Source organism: Haliscomenobacter sp. (genome assembly GCF_033763495.1).
Classification (GTDB): Bacteria; Bacteroidota; Bacteroidia; order Chitinophagales; family Saprospiraceae; genus Haliscomenobacter.
Map to the genome: position 1 here is coordinate 49122 of NZ_JANRKL010000148.1, position 15489 is coordinate 64610.

The 15489-nt window shown below is 45.9% G+C and carries 11 protein-coding genes; 6 read left to right on the top strand and 5 right to left on the bottom strand.

Annotated features, from left to right (window positions below; translation table 11 throughout):
• Positions 1-3: 3 nt before the first annotated feature.
• A complete protein-coding gene (gldA, locus tag SFV55_RS15140; RefSeq protein WP_320030361.1) occupies positions 4-918 on the bottom strand; it encodes a gliding motility-associated ABC transporter ATP-binding subunit GldA in 915 nt (304 codons plus the stop codon).
• A gap of 274 nt (positions 919-1192) precedes the next feature.
• On the opposite strand from gldA, the gene SFV55_RS15145 reads away from it, so the two are divergent.
• The 3 genes from SFV55_RS15145 to SFV55_RS15155 all read left to right on the top strand — a co-directional run bounded on the left by SFV55_RS15145 (position 1193) and on the right by SFV55_RS15155 (position 4646).
• Positions 1193-1576, top strand: coding sequence for a DoxX family protein (locus SFV55_RS15145; RefSeq protein WP_320030362.1), 384 nt, complete (start codon positions 1193-1195; stop codon positions 1574-1576).
• A 162-nt stretch (positions 1577-1738) separates the two neighbouring features.
• A complete protein-coding gene (locus tag SFV55_RS15150) occupies positions 1739-3304 on the top strand; it encodes an adenylate/guanylate cyclase domain-containing protein (protein ID WP_320030363.1) in 1566 nt (521 codons plus the stop codon).
• A 112-nt stretch (positions 3305-3416) separates the two neighbouring features.
• Complete coding sequence (locus SFV55_RS15155) at positions 3417-4646, top strand: outer membrane beta-barrel protein (protein ID WP_320030364.1); 1230 nt, start codon at positions 3417-3419, stop codon at positions 4644-4646.
• A gap of 21 nt (positions 4647-4667) precedes the next feature.
• On the opposite strand, the gene SFV55_RS15160 is transcribed toward SFV55_RS15155, so the two are convergent.
• The 3 genes from SFV55_RS15160 to bglX form a co-directional block, all read right to left on the bottom strand.
• Positions 4668-5915, bottom strand: a complete 1248-nt coding sequence (locus SFV55_RS15160) for a zinc dependent phospholipase C family protein (RefSeq protein ID WP_320030365.1) — start codon at positions 5913-5915, stop codon at positions 4668-4670.
• 75 nt (positions 5916-5990) lie between these two features.
• Positions 5991-8063 (bottom strand): M48 family metalloprotease, encoded by a 2073-nt coding sequence (locus SFV55_RS15165; protein WP_320030366.1) that lies wholly within the window; start codon positions 8061-8063, stop codon positions 5991-5993.
• A gap of 144 nt (positions 8064-8207) precedes the next feature.
• Positions 8208-10505 carry a beta-glucosidase BglX gene (gene bglX / locus SFV55_RS15170; protein WP_320030367.1) on the bottom strand — a complete coding sequence of 766 codons (2298 nt, stop codon included), beginning with the start codon at positions 10503-10505 and terminating at the stop codon, positions 8208-8210.
• A gap of 406 nt (positions 10506-10911) precedes the next feature.
• Here bglX and SFV55_RS15175 point away from each other — a divergent pair, with 406 nt between their 5' ends.
• Genes SFV55_RS15175 through SFV55_RS15185 form a run of 3 tightly spaced genes read left to right on the top strand, consistent with a single transcriptional unit; the run spans position 10912 to position 14544 of the window.
• Positions 10912-12285, top strand: coding sequence for a DUF3500 domain-containing protein (locus SFV55_RS15175; protein ID WP_320030368.1), 1374 nt, complete (start codon positions 10912-10914; stop codon positions 12283-12285).
• 22 nt (positions 12286-12307) lie between these two features.
• Positions 12308-13609 carry a HupE/UreJ family protein gene (locus tag SFV55_RS15180; protein WP_320030369.1) on the top strand — a complete coding sequence of 434 codons (1302 nt, stop codon included), beginning with the start codon at positions 12308-12310 and terminating at the stop codon, positions 13607-13609.
• A complete protein-coding gene (locus tag SFV55_RS15185) occupies positions 13606-14544 on the top strand; it encodes an alpha/beta hydrolase (RefSeq protein ID WP_320030370.1) in 939 nt (312 codons plus the stop codon). Before SFV55_RS15180 ends, SFV55_RS15185 begins: the two co-directional genes overlap by 4 nt.
• A 19-nt stretch (positions 14545-14563) precedes the next feature.
• Here the strand turns inward: SFV55_RS15185 and SFV55_RS15190 are convergent, their stop codons facing one another.
• Positions 14564-15454, bottom strand: a complete 891-nt coding sequence (locus SFV55_RS15190) for a helix-turn-helix domain-containing protein (RefSeq protein ID WP_320030371.1) — start codon at positions 15452-15454, stop codon at positions 14564-14566.
• Between the last annotated feature and the right edge of the window lie 35 nt (positions 15455-15489).

The following is a 15489-nucleotide window of genomic DNA, read 5'->3' on the forward strand; positions in this document are numbered from 1 at the left end:
TTTTTATCTGCCTTTGGCTGTCAATTTTTGGAAAACGTCTTCAACGGAATAAGCCTCCTTGTGCATTTCAATCAGGGTCAAACCCTGATCAACCGCAAAGCGGAACACTTCCGGGCGAATATCTGCTTTGGCATCGCTGGAAAGTTGCCAACTGTGCTGATTAATTTTTTTTACGGAATTTACCCCTTTGATTTTTTTCAACACTTCTGCCTTGACTTCCTCCAAAAATGCAACACTGACCATTGCTTCTCCCTTGATCAGGTTGGGCAGTTGTTCAATGCGGTCATCCGCGACAATTTTGCCGTTGTTGATGATCAACACCCGGTTGCAGATGGCTTCTACTTCCTGCATGATGTGGGTGGAAAAAATCAGGGTTTTTTCTTTACCCAATTGTTTGATCAGGCTGCGGATTTCGACCAATTGGTTAGGGTCGAGGCCGGTGGTGGGTTCATCCAGGATCAGTACTTCGGGGTCGTGCAGCATAGCCTGAGCCAGGCCGACCCTTTGGCGGTATCCTTTGGAGAGCGCGGCAATGGGCTTGTGCTGTTCTTTTTCCAGACCAGTCATGTCGATCATTTCCTTGATTCGTTGCATGGGTTTTTTGAGCTGATGCAAACCCGCTACAAACTCCAGAAATTCCTTGACATACATGTCTTTGTACAATGGATTGTGTTCGGGCAAGTACCCGATGCGCTTGCGCACTTCCAGCGGGGCTTTGTTCACATCAAAACCACACACTTCAGCATCACCTTCCGTTTGAGGGATGAAACCGGTGATGATTTTCATGGTCGTGGTTTTTCCGGCACCGTTGGGTCCTAAAAAGCCTAAAATTTCACCCTTCCCGGCGGTGAATGAAACCTGATCAATGGCCTTTTGCTCTCCGTATACTTTGGTCAACCCCTTGACTGTTACCGACATGCTTTATTGTTTAACAAACTCTGATGGATCTGCGCGCAAAACTATAAAAGTACGGGCATTTCCAATTAACTAATTTTTGCCCCACTACTAACGGCAACAATAGGGTGGGGCAGTATGTGGCAGCATAAATTTGTTAATGTCCGTATGGCTACTTTTTGAACCCTCAAAATGTAACCCTGGGAACATTTTTTTCGTATACAACTACTGAATTTTGCCCCAGATGATCCAATTCGTCATTCGTCACTCAAACATTCGTCATTTAAAACACCTAATCATGCCAAAAATTTCAGTTTCTCTGATCCTGGCTTTAGCCGCTGCAATCATCATGCTGCAAACCTTGTATTTCAAATTTACAGCTCATCCCGATAGTGTTTTTATCTTCACACAACTAGGGATGGAACCCTATGGTCGCATCGGGATCGGAGTGATGGAGCTGATTACCTCCATTTTACTGTTAATTCCCCGTACCCGACCTTTCGGGGCCGTAATTGGTGTTGGAATCATCAGTGGGGCTTTGTTTTTTCACCTGACCAAACTGGGAATAAACGTCAACAACGATGGCGGGGAGCTTTTTGGCCTGGCTTTGGCAGCATTTATTTGTTGTGCCATTCTGGTTGTCTTGGAGCGCAAAAAACTGCCAATTCTTAACAAGTTATAGCATATTTAAGTCTTTTGGGTGCTTGGAAAAGAAGTCGAAATCAATTTCCAAGCATCCGTTTGACTACAAATAATGAATTTTTGGTAGGACTACCTAAAGATGTGGTTGTAGGTACTTAAAATATTATCTATCTTTACCTGACCTTCTTATAATCCTGCTATCATGAAATCTATTTTGACTACAATTGGCATCATGTGCTTTTCCTGTTTTTTGATCGCTCAGGACGGCATTACCGACAAAAAAGCACAACTCAATCAGTATCTTTCTCAAGCACAACAACTCACTGCACAAGGTAATCATACTCAAGCTGCCGAAATAGGAGAAAAAGCAGTGGCGGTTGCTACTGAGTTGTATGATTTCAGCTATCTGGCTACGGCCCTCAATGTGTATGGGAAAGCCTTGAACAACATAGGAGGGAAGCAAAAAATTAAGGCTGTCGCCAATTTGGAAAAAAGCCTACAGTTGGCGAAAGGCAAAAAGATGATTGAGCTGCAAAAAGAGAACCTGGAAGTGCTCTCGATCATCGCCCGTGAGCGGGGAAAAGATCGAGACCTGAAGGAATACACCGAGCAATTAATGGCTTTGAATGGGGTAGCTGTTCCTTTACCGTCCAAAAGTCCAACCGTCACCCTCGACAATAAATCCAACCTCAAAGAAGAAAATGCCAAGTTGTACGAACAGGTTGCTGTATTGTCTTCAGAATTGTCGAATAGCCATCAGAATAAATCGCAAAGCCAGGAATCCCTCAATCGGGAGCGCCAAAAATTGGTTGAAATTATCAGTACCCAGCAGGAGGCGATCAAGGACATGAATGAAAGGCAGGCTAAAGATGCCCTGTTGCTGTTGCAACAAAAGAAAATGGTAGATTCTCTATCCTACCTTAAAGCCTTCGACTCCATTCAACTGGCCTCCAATAAAATGGCTTTGAATCAAAAAGAAGCGGAATTAAAACTCAAACACAGTGAGCGAAACCTCTTGCTCGTGCTGGCCGGAGTAATTTTCATTATTGCGGCGGGTTTGTACAATCGCTTCCTCAACTTCAAGCGCAACAACGCAGTTCTGGAAGAAAAAAACCGCATTATTCAGGAAGAACGCCAACGTTCAGAGAACCTCTTGCTCAATATCTTGCCTTCTTCCATCGCTGAAGAACTCAAAACCCTTGGACACGCCAATACCCGCCGTTACGACAGCGTCTCGGTACTGTTTGCCGACTTTAAAAACTTCACCAATATTGCAGAAAAATTGACTCCGGAGGAACTAGTTTCCGAGCTCGACCTCTGTTTCAAAGGATTTGACAAAATCATGGGTAAATACGGCATGGAAAAAATCAAAACCATCGGTGATGCTTATATGTGTGCGGGTGGTTTACCGGATCCTTATCAGTCCAATCCCACCAAGGTGATTCAGGCCGCATTTGAGATGCAAAACTTCCTCGAAGTGCTCAAAGAACAACGCATGCGCGAAGGGCGGCCCTATTTTGAAGCCCGCATCGGTATCCACACTGGCCCCATTATTGCCGGGGTTGTGGGCGAAAAGAAATTTGCCTACGACATCTGGGGTGATACCGTAAACGTGGCTGCCCGGATGGAATCCAATAGCGATGCTGGAAAAGTCAATATCTCTTCATCTACGTATGAACTGGTCAAAGACAGTTTTAAGTGTGAATACCGGGGAAAAATCAGCGTGAAAAATAAGGGTGAGGTGGAAATGTATTGGGTGGAGAATTAACCAAGAAAACCTAATATTAACAATAAAAATACCTTTATTGAGCTAATGGTTTAACTAACTCAATTTACATTTGTGTTTAATGACGTGGGAAGAAATTAGAAACCATTTAATCATGAAGGTATTACAAATGAAAACAGGAATTATCCTGATTTTTTGCTTTTCGAACATTTTTGCTCAAGCCCAGATCAACTTTGAAAAAGGTTATTTTATAGACAATCAAGGTAATAGAAAAGAATGTTTGATAAAAAACAATGGCTGGCAAAACAATCCTGAACGATTTCAATTTCAAGAAATTAATGGGGAGCAAATCCTAGATGCCAATTTGGAGACCGCCCAGGAATTTGGAATTTCTAAGCAGTTCAAATACATACGTGCTAGCGCTAAATTAGATAGAGCTCGTGATTCAGACAAGAGTCTAGACCTCGAAGATGAAACCCTTTTTTTAAAAACATTGGTGGAAGGCCAGGCTAGTTTGTATGTCTTTAGGCAAGGCAATCTGGTTCAATTTTATTTCAGACTAAATGGCCAGCCTTTTGAACTGTTGATTTACAAAAGATATTTAAGGGTAGTCGAGAAGGAGAGTTTGTCTGGATTTAATATAGCAGAAAAAGTAGAGCAGGATTTGACCTATCGTAGGCAGCTTTGGGAAAAAATTCGTTGCGAAGGAATGGGGTTTGCAAGCGTTGACACTACCAAATACAGGGAGGAAGAGCTAATTGATTATTTTGTACAATACAACCAATGCATCGGAAGCCCAGTGGTCAATTACGCGGATTTTAAGCCACATAAAGACCTTTTTAACTTATCGATTCGCCCCGGTTGGTCGCTTGCCTCTTTGAGCACATCGGACCTCGATGACAATGTGGATATTGACTTTGCAGGTGCCCAAAACTTTCGTCTGGGAGTCGAAGTAGAATTTTTTTTATCATTTAATCACAACAAATGGGCTTTTACAATTGAGCCAAACTATCAGTCCTATCGAGCAAGTTGGATCAGAAAGATCCCTGATACAGCCTATCAACAGCAACGTATATCCGTCAGCTATCACTCGATAGAAGTGCCAATTGGGCTTAGGTATTACCTGTATTCGAAAAACCCAGATCGATGGTTCATCGACCTGGCAGGGAGCCTTAACTTTGCGATTGATTCCAAAATTGATTTTGAAACAATCGACGACCTGCGAATTGTACCCAATCCAAATTTGGTGGCAGGATTGGGCTACGCTCATAAAAACTATAGCATTGAACTTCGGGGGAGCACAAAACGTGAGATATTGCGCAATTACCTTTTCAGGGAAAGTAACTTTCGGTTCCTGTCGATTGTTGCAGGGTATAAATTTTGAAACTCATTATTGTGGTGGGCACTAATTCTCATGCTCCCGCCCCTGAATTTTCCCCTTTTTCAAGCCTGCCTCCAGCGCCTTTATCTCCTCCAACTCCTTTTCATCTGGTTTGAAACTGAGTTTGCGCAGATCTGGTTTGCCCGCATCCACCCAGGCACTGTACCAGGCGTTGCTCACCGCCTGAATGGAGGCCCGCCAGCGAGCTTCAACCATGCCTCGCATGGCCTCCTGGTAGGCTTGCGCAAAGGCCGTGCACTGGGTTCGAATGGTCACCCCCAGGCGTTCTTCAAAACAAAATTGCTCATCAAGCCGCAGGGTTTGCTTCAGGCGTTTTTCGATTAACAAAACCGAATCCACCAAACTGTTGCTCGCCAAGACTATTTTCCAATAATAATCCTGAGGGTTGGTGATGTATTCCGCTACGCCTACAAAGTTGTCATATGTTTTATCCGCAAACAATTCTGGGATGCGGCTTTCCCAAAAAGCGTGGATGCCGATTTGATCACTCAATTGGCCATTGTAGTTTTTAGTGGTGTGTAGTGGCACATGGGCATCACCAATGTAATGCCCAATTTCGGCGGATAAACGCAGGATGGCAGCCACATTGCGGGTATAAAATGCCTCGGTCAGGCGGCGTTGCATGTGCAGCAGATTGTAAGGCAAGATGCCGTGTTCGGAAAGGCGATCTTCGGCAAAAACGCTGCGGCAGGGCAATGCTGCGCCTAATAATTTGGCTAAACTGTCGGGTGCGACCTGCCAGTTTTCCTCGTAGTATTGGGGAAAGATGTTTTCGTTGTAAAATTTTTGATAATCTTTCCAACTGAGACCTCTCCCGTTGATACTGCGGTTGTTGTCAAGTCCAAGCAGGCGTTGGTTTTCGTAGCGGGTAACACCATCCCCAATGATTTTGATGGTGTCGCCTTGTAAATCGACCAGAAAAACATCGGTGTAACGGGCCAGTGCCTCGTTCCAGCCCCGGGGTAAGTCTGGGAAAGGCGCTTTACCATATTGATCCAGGTCCATGAAATGCCTGGGCCCTTCATGGCGGCTGGCGTAGCGGCGCTTATCGGGATCAACCGCGTGCTCGGTGATGTATTCGATGTTTTGTTTGTAAAAAGGAATCAACTCAGGTGGCAGCGCAAAAACGGCCAGACGGTTGATGCGGCGATGGCCAAAGAAGCCCCAATCTGGCTCAGGACCGGGATCGGGTCCATTGGCGAAGCAGGTGATGGACCAGAGGAATAGGCAGGAAAAAAACTGAATTTTCATGGCGGAATTTTTGGGCTATAAACCTGGCCTAAATTAGGGGGTTCTTGGCTTATTTTTGCAAGTCATCAAGCGGAATTATTTGTCCTTGTTTTCTTCCAATTCAACCTGGAGATTCAGTAAGTCCTTTTTGAGCTTGAAGTAGGTATCCTGCAAGACCGTTTCATAGCCGCTTATACTGCTAAATAATACATTTAAGGCATCATCATTGTAGGCAGTTTGGTTAAAATATTGCCATTGTTTTCCGCAATACACACTAAGGTGCTTCCTCATTTCAGGAACAAGGGCAGCTTGATAAATGGGCTCATCCAATATATGCCTAATGGCCACCTTGAGTTTTTCTTCCCATCCCTGGAGCACGGCTAGGTTGCCTTCAATGGTTTTAACGGGCAATTTTTCTTCGGTGAAAGTAAGTAAATTGCGTATCTCCTGAGCGAGTTGCTGTTTTTCAGGATAAGCACGGTCATATTCAATGAAGGTTTTATAGTGTTGAACCAGGGTTTCAGTGCGTGAGGCCTTTTGCGCCAGCGTATAAAAATACCTGAAAATAGCCAGGTCATGGGTTTTGATCTTTGCTTTGGCAGTTTCCAGCTCTTGTTGCAAACGGGGAATCAATTTTGGTATTTCTTTCAGGCGGTATTTTTTGCCAGCATAGTCCAGGGTTTTTACCACATATGTGCCTTTTTGGATGGATTCTAGCCAGGCCAGATCATTTTCCAGCCCATGAAATCCATACATCAAGTCAATGGCGGAGGGATCGAAAAGAGCAGTACCAGCTGGAGCCAATTCAGTATGCCCAACTGAGGCTAAAAGTTCATCCGGCATGTGGCTTATGGGATTGTGCTGATCGTAATACCCATTGTAAAAACTGGAAAAACTGCTTTTTTCATAATTGGCCGAATAGGCTTCCTGAAAACTGCTTAAGTCCTCGTCCTGGGGTGGAGTTTGGTATTCAACAGGCTTGAAGAGCATTTGGGTTAATTGGATTTGCCACTTCGGGAGTTGGTCAAACAGCTGATCAGCTGGCTGCTCTTCCAGCGCACTGGCCGGGATGTTCAAGACTTGTAAAGCTTTAACCCGGTCAGGGGTGCTGGGGTGAGAAGCCCATTGATCGTTGATCACCAACTTAGACTTGTTGTAGCGATTGTTGCCAAGGTCGATTTGGGGAAGCCCGTTTTGGATAGGATATTCGTACCTTTTGGCTAGAAACTGCATCACAAAACGATGTTGTGGGTACACGTTTTGTGTTTTGATGGAGTTGGGAATCTTGCGGGTGTATTGATCAAGTACATCATTGAATACAGCATCTATAAAATCAATACGAGACAAACCGGTAATCATTGGTGCAGAACCAGTGACCCGGGCCGCCACCTCATCAGCATGAAACTCCATGGCCCGGCTGAGGCCCATGTAACTCACATTGACGAGGTTGTAAATTTTGCCCAAAATCCATTGAGTGAATCTGATGAATTGTAAGCCCAACCAGACAAAAATCCAGAAATAACCCGATATGCTACTCCAACGTTGCAGCCAAAGGTTGAAGGTTTTGTTTTCAAACAGCAGGTTGTAAAGTACTTGATTCACCTGGTAAACGTAAGAGCCTACCTTCATCGACCCCTGTGAAAAGTGGCCGAATTCATGCGCTAAAATGGCCTTGAGCTCCGCTTTGCTGACGCCATTGACCAATCCAAGCCCAATTTCCAGGTTTTTTCTAACGGGGAAAAACATGCTCCAAAAACTGGAGTTATAAAACACTCCAGCATTGACGTTTGAAGAGAGGTAAACTTTTTTGGGAAATTGGGTTTGCGTTTCCTCAACAATTTCCTGCAGCAAAGCAAACAACCTGGGCTCATCCGCTGCCTTTATTTCAATGAGATGTGAACGGTCAATGATGTTTCTTCGAAAAATAAATTTGATCAAAAAAATAAATACCATCACTCCCATCCCAATTACGCCCAGGCCTAGCAAGATGCCAAACAGGCCCAGATTGTCCAAAATAATGATACCGCCCAGCGAAATCGCAAATAATGAAATGAGGCTACCTGTAAGAAATAGGATCAGGTATACAATGATGAATAGTACAATCGAAAAAATAGCCTTAGTCAAGTTGTTTTTGAAATCGGCAGAAATGGAGACCTGTTTAACTTCCATGGAGTTTGAGTTGTTAGGTGGTTAACGGATTTTAGGGGAAAGCAGTTCCGGGGATTTTTTAAGTAAGGTAAAAAATATTTAAAAGAAAAGGGCCAATTCAAGGCTGAAAGCTTGAATTGGCCCTTTTCTCCTTTTGGTATTGCATTATTTCAAACTAAACCCAGCCTCCTTTACCTCACTGCTGCTCGTACCCACGAATACCAGAAACTCACCTGGCTCGGCTACGAATTTTAATTCTCCATTGTAGAATTTCAAATCTTCAACACCAAGGGCGAAAGTTACGGTTTTAGATTCTCCTTTTTTCAAAGCGATTTTTTGGAAACCCTTCAGTTCCTTCACTGGTGGAGTGATGCTGCGCACCTTGTCACGGATGTACAATTGCACGACCTCTTCGCCATCGTAATTGCCCGTATTGGTAACGGTTACACTGACGTTGATGGCGTCTTTGGGTACGGCCATCGACAGGGTGTTTTTGCTCAAAGTGATTGGGCTGTACTCGAATTTGGTGTAACTCAAGCCATGTCCAAAAGGATACAGCGGGCTATTGGGTACATCCAGGTAATTGGATTGGAATTTCGCAAAATCTACCCCATTGCCGCCATAAGGACGCCCAGTGTTTTTGTAGCTGTAATAAATCGGGATTTGCCCGGCGTTGCGTGGGAAAGTAGCCGACAATTTACCGGAAGGATTCACGTCGCCAAATAACACATCGGCGATGGCATTTCCTGCTTCAGTACCGCCAAACCATACGTTCAGAATGGCGGGAATGTTGTCGTGCTCCCATTGAATGGCCAGCGGGCGGCCAGTGAAAAGCACCAAAACCACTGGTTTGCCAGTTTTGATCAAAGCCTTCAACAAGTCTCTTTGGTTTTCTGGAATCTCGATGTCCGAACGGCTGGAAGCTTCTCCGGTCATCTCTGCAGCTTCGCCAAGCGCAGCTACTACCACGTCTGCTTTTTGAGCGGTGGCTACAGCTTCCGCAATCATGTCCGCATCGCTGCGGGGGTCGCGGTTGGTCGGTTTGCCAAAGATGCTTACGTTGGCATCCAGGCGGGCGTTGCTGTAGATGTTGCTGCCGCGAGCCTTGAGAATGGTCACATTACCAGCTACATTTTTGATGCCTTCCTCCAGAGAAACACATTTGGTAAAATCACCGGATACACTCCAGGTGCCCGCCATGTTTTCCTTGTTGTCGGCGAGTGGGCCGATCAGGGCAATGGTACCCCGTTTGGGCAGAGGCAAGGTCTGTTGGTTGTTTTTCAACAATACAAAAGATTTACCTGCTGCTTTGCGTGCTTCGGTGCGGTGCTCGGTAGTGAAAATTTCGGTTTTGGCCCGGTTTTCATCACAATATCGGTAGGGGTCGGTAAACAATCCCAGGTCGTATTTCATCTCCAGTACTCGGCGGCAGGCCAGGTCAATTTGGGCCTGAGTTACTTTTTGTTCCCGCAGCGACTTACCCAGGGTATTCACATAACTTTCACTGACCATATCCATGTCATTCCCAGCCATCAAAGCCTTGGCTGCTACGGTTTGTAAATCGCCCAAGCCGTGATTAACCATCTCGCTTATCCCCGTATAGTCTGAAACCACCAATCCTTTGAAGCCCCATTGGCGGCGCAGCAGGTCGGTCAGCAACCACTTATTGGCAGTAGCGGGCACCCCGTCAATTTCGTTGAAAGAGGCCATAATCGAGCCCGCTCCGGCATCCAGCGCGGCCTTGTAGGGTGGCAGGTATTCGTTATACATGCGCACCTTGCTCATGTCGGTGGTATGGTAATCGCGGCCCGCTTCAGCCGCGCCATAGAGCGCAAAGTGTTTGACGCAGGCCATCATGGTATTGGTTTGGGCATAGCCCTTGCCCTGATAACCTTTCACCATTGCTTTGGCAATTTGGGAACCCAGGTAGGGGTCTTCCCCCGAACCTTCGGCAATGCGCCCCCAGCGTGGATCCCGCGCAATGTCGACCATTGGAGAGAAAGTCCAAAAAATGCCATCGGCGGTGGCTTCTACGGCTGAAATTCGTGCCATTTTTTCAATCAGGCTCATGTCCCAACTGCTGGAGATGCCCAGCGGAATGGGGAATAAGGTTTTATACCCATGGATCACGTCCATCCCAAAAATCATCGGAATTTTCAGGCGGCTTTGGTTGACGGCCAACTCCTGGATTTTGCGGATGCGGCCAGGAGTAGAAACACTAAAAATACCACCGATTCTGCCAGCTTTGATCTTGGTTTCTACATCGGTACTTACCGATGAACCTGTGGTGGCTTCACCGCCAACCACCAGATTCAATTGCCCCAACTTTTCGTCCAGGGTCATTTTTTTCATCAAAGCGAGGACATAGGCCTCACGTTTGGCCAGATAAGCGGCATTCGGTTGTTGAGCAAAAAGACTCAGTGCAGTGCTGAGTGCTAAAATGAGTGCGAGTTGATGCTTCATGATGCAGTTTGTATTTAGGAGTTGCCGTTACCGCACAGGGTGGGTATAGCAGCTTTGGAAAACAAATTAAGGACAATTTTGGGGATTCAAGTTAATTCAAAGATTGATGAGCATAGGCTTTATCGGGAGATTTTCATCAATGAAGTAGTCAGAGTGAGGTGCCCTCCAGGCCATGACCTTTTTATTCGCGAATCAGAAAGCACAAATGGAATGTTCTTTTTGTATCTGTATTTTACGAAAAAGTCCTTGTGTTGCATTGTTATTCCTGTCAATTTTGTGCCTTCAAGCAATCACAATTAAGCTCAATATTTAAGATCTAAGCGACTTAATGGTTGCTATTGGATTAGATGTGGCCATTTATAGATGTTGCTTTAGTATCCACGATTCTCTAATTAAAATCATCTGAATGAGAACTTCAATCATGCTGGCATTGGGTACGATCGCCCTGCTTTTTTGTGCTTGTAAAAAAACGGAAGTTACACCGACTACCTTGACGCCAACGGTAAGCACACTAAGCTGTAGTACCGTTACTTTTTCCGCAAATGCTACTGTTAGTGCAAACTACAATGGTACTGCGCTAATCCCTTATACAGGAGGCAATGCACAATCCTATTCGGCTGGTTCGGCCATTGCTTCTACTGGTGTTACAGGACTAAGCGCAACTTTACAGGCTGGAACTCTGGCCAATGGTGCCGGAACCCTTAGTTTCAACGTTTCGGGCACCCCAGGCACCTCAGGAACAGCCAACTTCGCCGTTAATTTTGGGGGGCAATCCTGTACCATTGCACTTACCGTTGCTGGTTCGACTAGCTCGGCGGATTGTTCCACGGCCACTGGATTGCAAAAAGTGGTTTGTTTGGCAGAGGCCTTTAAGGCCACGCTAAATGCAAGCCAATTGTCCAGTTTACAACTCAGTTATTCAAAAACCAATGCGGTGAAATGGTCAAACCTTCCACAGGCATTGGTCCAGACAAAGCGGGTTGGCCTGGCGCTGAGCAGCCTAAGTGCTGAGCAGCTTACTGCTTTTAAAGCCTTACTCGCATCCGTAATGGGTACTTCCAGTAGCGAAGGTTACGCTGAAGCATTGGCCATTCTTGCTGCCGATGATTACCTGAGTGCAAATGGTGGCGGTTCCACTTATGGCTCAGGAAACTATTATGTTGCCTTTTTAGGCACACCGAGTGTTACTGGTTTGTGGGAGTTACAATACGGGGGGCACCATATTGCTGTGGCAAATACGTACAATGGCGGTAAGTTGGTGGGAGCAACGCCCTCTTTTCGCGCAGTGGAACCCTTTGCGCCATTTTCCCAAGCCAGCGTCAATTACGAACCTATGGGGCAGGAGCGGGTTGCGTTTGCTGCAATGTTGACCGGCTTGAGTGACGCAGAGTTGACAAGTGCCAAACTGAGTTCAACTTACAGCGACATTTTGCTTGGCCCCGGTCAGGACGGGAAGTTCCCAACTACCCGCTCAGGGTTAAAGGTATCTGCGCTTTCATCGGCAAAAAAAGCACTGGTGTTGGCGGCGATAAAAACCTATGTTGCCGATATTGACGATGAGAGTGCAGCGCTTATTTTGGCTAAATATACTGCCGAATTGGACGAAACCTACATCGCATACGCTGGAACGACGGCCATGGAGACCAAAAACGATTACGTGCGTATCGATGGACCCAGCGTCTGGATTGAATATTCAACCCAGGGAGGGATTGTAATTAGGAGTGCCAATCATCCTCACTCGGTGTGGCGGGATAGAACTGGTGATTATGGGGGCAATTAATGCTCAAAAACGGTTCAGGGCCTTGAGCCTTGTACCGTTTTTATCGCTGATTGTTGGGGCAATTCTTTTTGCCCATCCACAGCTGAAAGCCCACCCGATGCCCAATTCCTTGCTTCAATTGAGCGTAGGGGTGAAGCAAGTCCATGTACAGGTACAAATTCCCCTCAATGAATTGACTGCCGCCTGGGGCTTAAATGAAGACCTTGACCCTGCGCAATTTATGCAGCAATACCAACCCAGGTTGCGCGCATATTTGCAAGCCCATATTCAGGCCAAAACCTTGAAGGGGGATGCCTGGACCATTCAGATCGAGGATTTCAAGCTCGGCAAAACCGAAAATCCAATCAACGGGCTGTACTACGAATTACAAGGTACAGCCACAATGTTGCCTCCCAAAGGTGAAGACCTGCACCATTTTATGTTGCATTACGATGCTGTGATTCATCAGGTGGTTACCCACACCATCCTGGTGTCGGCGTTTTCGAAATGGAGAAATGAAAAGAACAGGCAGCAGGTTGGTACGATTCATTTGGACATTCCTACGGGAAAAATTCTCCCGTTAGAGGTAAGGCTTGATGAGGAAAACAACTGGGCTGAATTTTCAAAGATGTTTTTCCTGGGCGTGGAGCACATTGCTGCGGGAACAGATCATTTGTTGTTTTTGTTGGCCTTGCTCTTACCCGCACCCTTACTTTCTGCGGGGAGGCGTTGGAGCAAATATGGGGGCTTCAGGTATAGCTTAGGGCGTTTGTTCAAGCTGACCTTGGCGTTTACCATTGGACATTCACTTACCTTACTCATTGGCACCATGCGCTGGATCAGTGTCCCTGCCCAGCCCATTGAATTGTTGATTGCCATTTCAATATTGGTTTCTGCACTCCATGCGGTTAAGCCCGTTTTTGGAGGAAAAGAATGGTGGATTGCACTTGACTTCGGCCTGATTCACGGCATGGCTTTTGCTGAGACACTGTCGAACCTAAGGCTGGATTTACCCCAACTCCTCCTAAGCCTATTCGGTTTTAACCTGGGAATTGAAGCCATGCAAATTGGCGTCATTGTGCTGTGCTTACCCGCTCTAATCTTGATCAGTCAATGTGCAGTTAATGGAAAATTTAGAAATGTTTTCGCCGCTACGGTCTCCATTGCTGCTTTGGCCTGGCTGCTGGAGCGGATCAGTGGGGAGCCAAATTTATTGACCAAAGCAATCGCACAAGGCATAAATTACGCGCCATTCTGCTTGCTCGCCCTGACTATTGTTGCCTTTTTCCTCTATTGGGCTGAACACAAATCTTTTTCCTTCAAATTTCAAAACCTAAAATCATGAAAATCAAGCTATTTCTTCAACTCTTTCTTTTTATGGCCACCATGCCTGTTTTTCTTGGTTGTCAACCCCCTTCCGCCAATACCTCTTTTGTGCAGAAAAAATGGCTTGATATTGCCTATGCCAGCGCTTCTTCAGCGCAAAAAATGGACATTTACCTCCCCAATGAGGGGTCGGGACCTTTCCCTCTGATAGTCCATATTCACGGAGGTGCGTTCAAAATGGGCGACAAGGCCGACGGCCAACTTACCCCCGTATTGGAAGCACTAAAGCGCGGGTATGCCATTGCCAGCATCAATTATCGTTTGAGCGGCGAGGCCATCTTTCCTGCTCAAATTTTTGATGTAAAGGCAGCCATTCGTTTTATTCGTGCCAATGCCAAAAAATATCAACTTAATCCTGATCAAATAGCAACCTGGGGTGGCTCAGCAGGCGGACATTTGGCAGCCATGGCGGGCACCACTGGGGGTGTTGCTGCACTGGAAGACCTCACTATGGGCAATGCTAAGGAGTCAAGCGAAGTCCAGGCGGTAGTGGACTGGTTTGGCCCCATCAATTTCAATACCATGGATTTGCAATTTAAAGCCTCAGGAAAAGGTCGCAGCGACCATGACGAGGCGAATTCCCCAGAATCCCTTTTAATTGGCAAAAAAATCACCGAAGCCCGTGATTTGGTAAGCAAAGCCAACCCGGCTACCTACGTTACCGCGAATGACCCGGCATTTTTTATTCAACACGGTACTGCAGATCATCTGGTTCCTTTTGAACAATCGGCAGATTTTGCCAAGGTTTTGACCACGACATTGGGAGAGGATAAGGTACAGTTTCTTCCATTGGAAGGCGCCAAACACGGTGGACCTGCTTTTGGTACCCCAGAAAACCTAGAAAAGGTGTTTGCTTTTTTGGATAAATGGCTCAAGGTAGCGGGGAAAAAATGAGAACTTATTTTTTATCGCCCTAAACAGACTCCTTGCCCCGCTCCTTTGCCCGGTATTCCATAGGTGAAACCCCGGTATGTTTCTTAAACAGCCTGGCAAAGTAGTTGGGGTATTCAAAATTGAGCTGGTAGGCAATTTCCGAAACTGAATAGGAGGTATGGGTCAGGTATTTTTTGCCTTCGCCAACCAAGTGCTCCTGTACCAACTGGATGGCTGGTTTACCTGCCACAGCTCTGCAAATGCGGTTGAGGTGCACGGTGGTAATGGCGAGTTCGGCAGCAAATTGGGGAATGCTCTTAGGGAAATTGGCAGTTTTGATGCATTTTTGAAACTTTCTAAAATGGCTCATCATCACATTGTCTTTTTCCTGCGCGGCATGATCCATAACTTGTCGGTAAAACTGAATGAAAAAGCTGGCAAAGTGGGCACGAATTTGTTGTTCTCGGGCAGGTTTTTCACTAAACAGTTCCAATTCAATGGATTGAATGAGTTGGATGAAAGCAGAAAAAGGGAAGTCCAGCTCGAAATCCCGGAGGACTTGGGCCTGGTGAAAAGTCTGCCACAGCGGCGAGGATGTTGGAAAAATAGCCTCAACGATGCTTTCAGAAAGTGTCAGAATATGCCCATGTACATCCGGGCTGTACACCAAGCCATGCAGCACGCTGGGTGGAAAAAGCAGGATGCAAGGAGCCTGTAAATCCATACTACCAGACTCCCCTAGAAAACAAACCTTACCTTTTTCAATGATAAAAAATTGAAACAGATGGGTATGCAAATGTGGGGAAATGTTCCAGTCAAAAGCTTTGCTGCGGGTAGCAATGAGCTCCAGAAAAATGTAATCGGCCGAAAATTGGGTGTTCTGATCGCCGTACAAGCCTTCGAAGTTGAGCAAGGGTTTGATTTTGCTCATTTGATGTTCGATTTTTATCTACAATACTAGCAATA

Excerpts from the sequence above, each read along its gene's own strand:
- gldA (WP_320030361.1), bottom strand. The coding sequence starts at position 918 with ATGTCGGTAACAGTCAAGGGGTTGACCAAAGTATACGGAGAGCAAAAG.
- SFV55_RS15145 (WP_320030362.1), top strand. The coding sequence starts at position 1,193 with ATGCCAAAAATTTCAGTTTCTCTGATCCTGGCTTTAGCCGCTGCAATC.
- SFV55_RS15150 (WP_320030363.1), top strand. The coding sequence starts at position 1,739 with ATGAAATCTATTTTGACTACAATTGGCATCATGTGCTTTTCCTGTTTT.
- SFV55_RS15155 (WP_320030364.1), top strand. The coding sequence starts at position 3,417 with ATGAAGGTATTACAAATGAAAACAGGAATTATCCTGATTTTTTGCTTT.
- SFV55_RS15160 (WP_320030365.1), bottom strand. The coding sequence starts at position 5,915 with ATGAAAATTCAGTTTTTTTCCTGCCTATTCCTCTGGTCCATCACCTGC.
- SFV55_RS15165 (WP_320030366.1), bottom strand. The coding sequence starts at position 8,063 with ATGGAAGTTAAACAGGTCTCCATTTCTGCCGATTTCAAAAACAACTTG.
- bglX (WP_320030367.1), bottom strand. The coding sequence starts at position 10,505 with ATGAAGCATCAACTCGCACTCATTTTAGCACTCAGCACTGCACTGAGT.
- SFV55_RS15175 (WP_320030368.1), top strand. The coding sequence starts at position 10,912 with ATGAGAACTTCAATCATGCTGGCATTGGGTACGATCGCCCTGCTTTTT.
- SFV55_RS15185 (WP_320030370.1), top strand. The coding sequence starts at position 13,606 with ATGAAAATCAAGCTATTTCTTCAACTCTTTCTTTTTATGGCCACCATG.
- SFV55_RS15190 (WP_320030371.1), bottom strand. The coding sequence starts at position 15,454 with ATGAGCAAAATCAAACCCTTGCTCAACTTCGAAGGCTTGTACGGCGAT.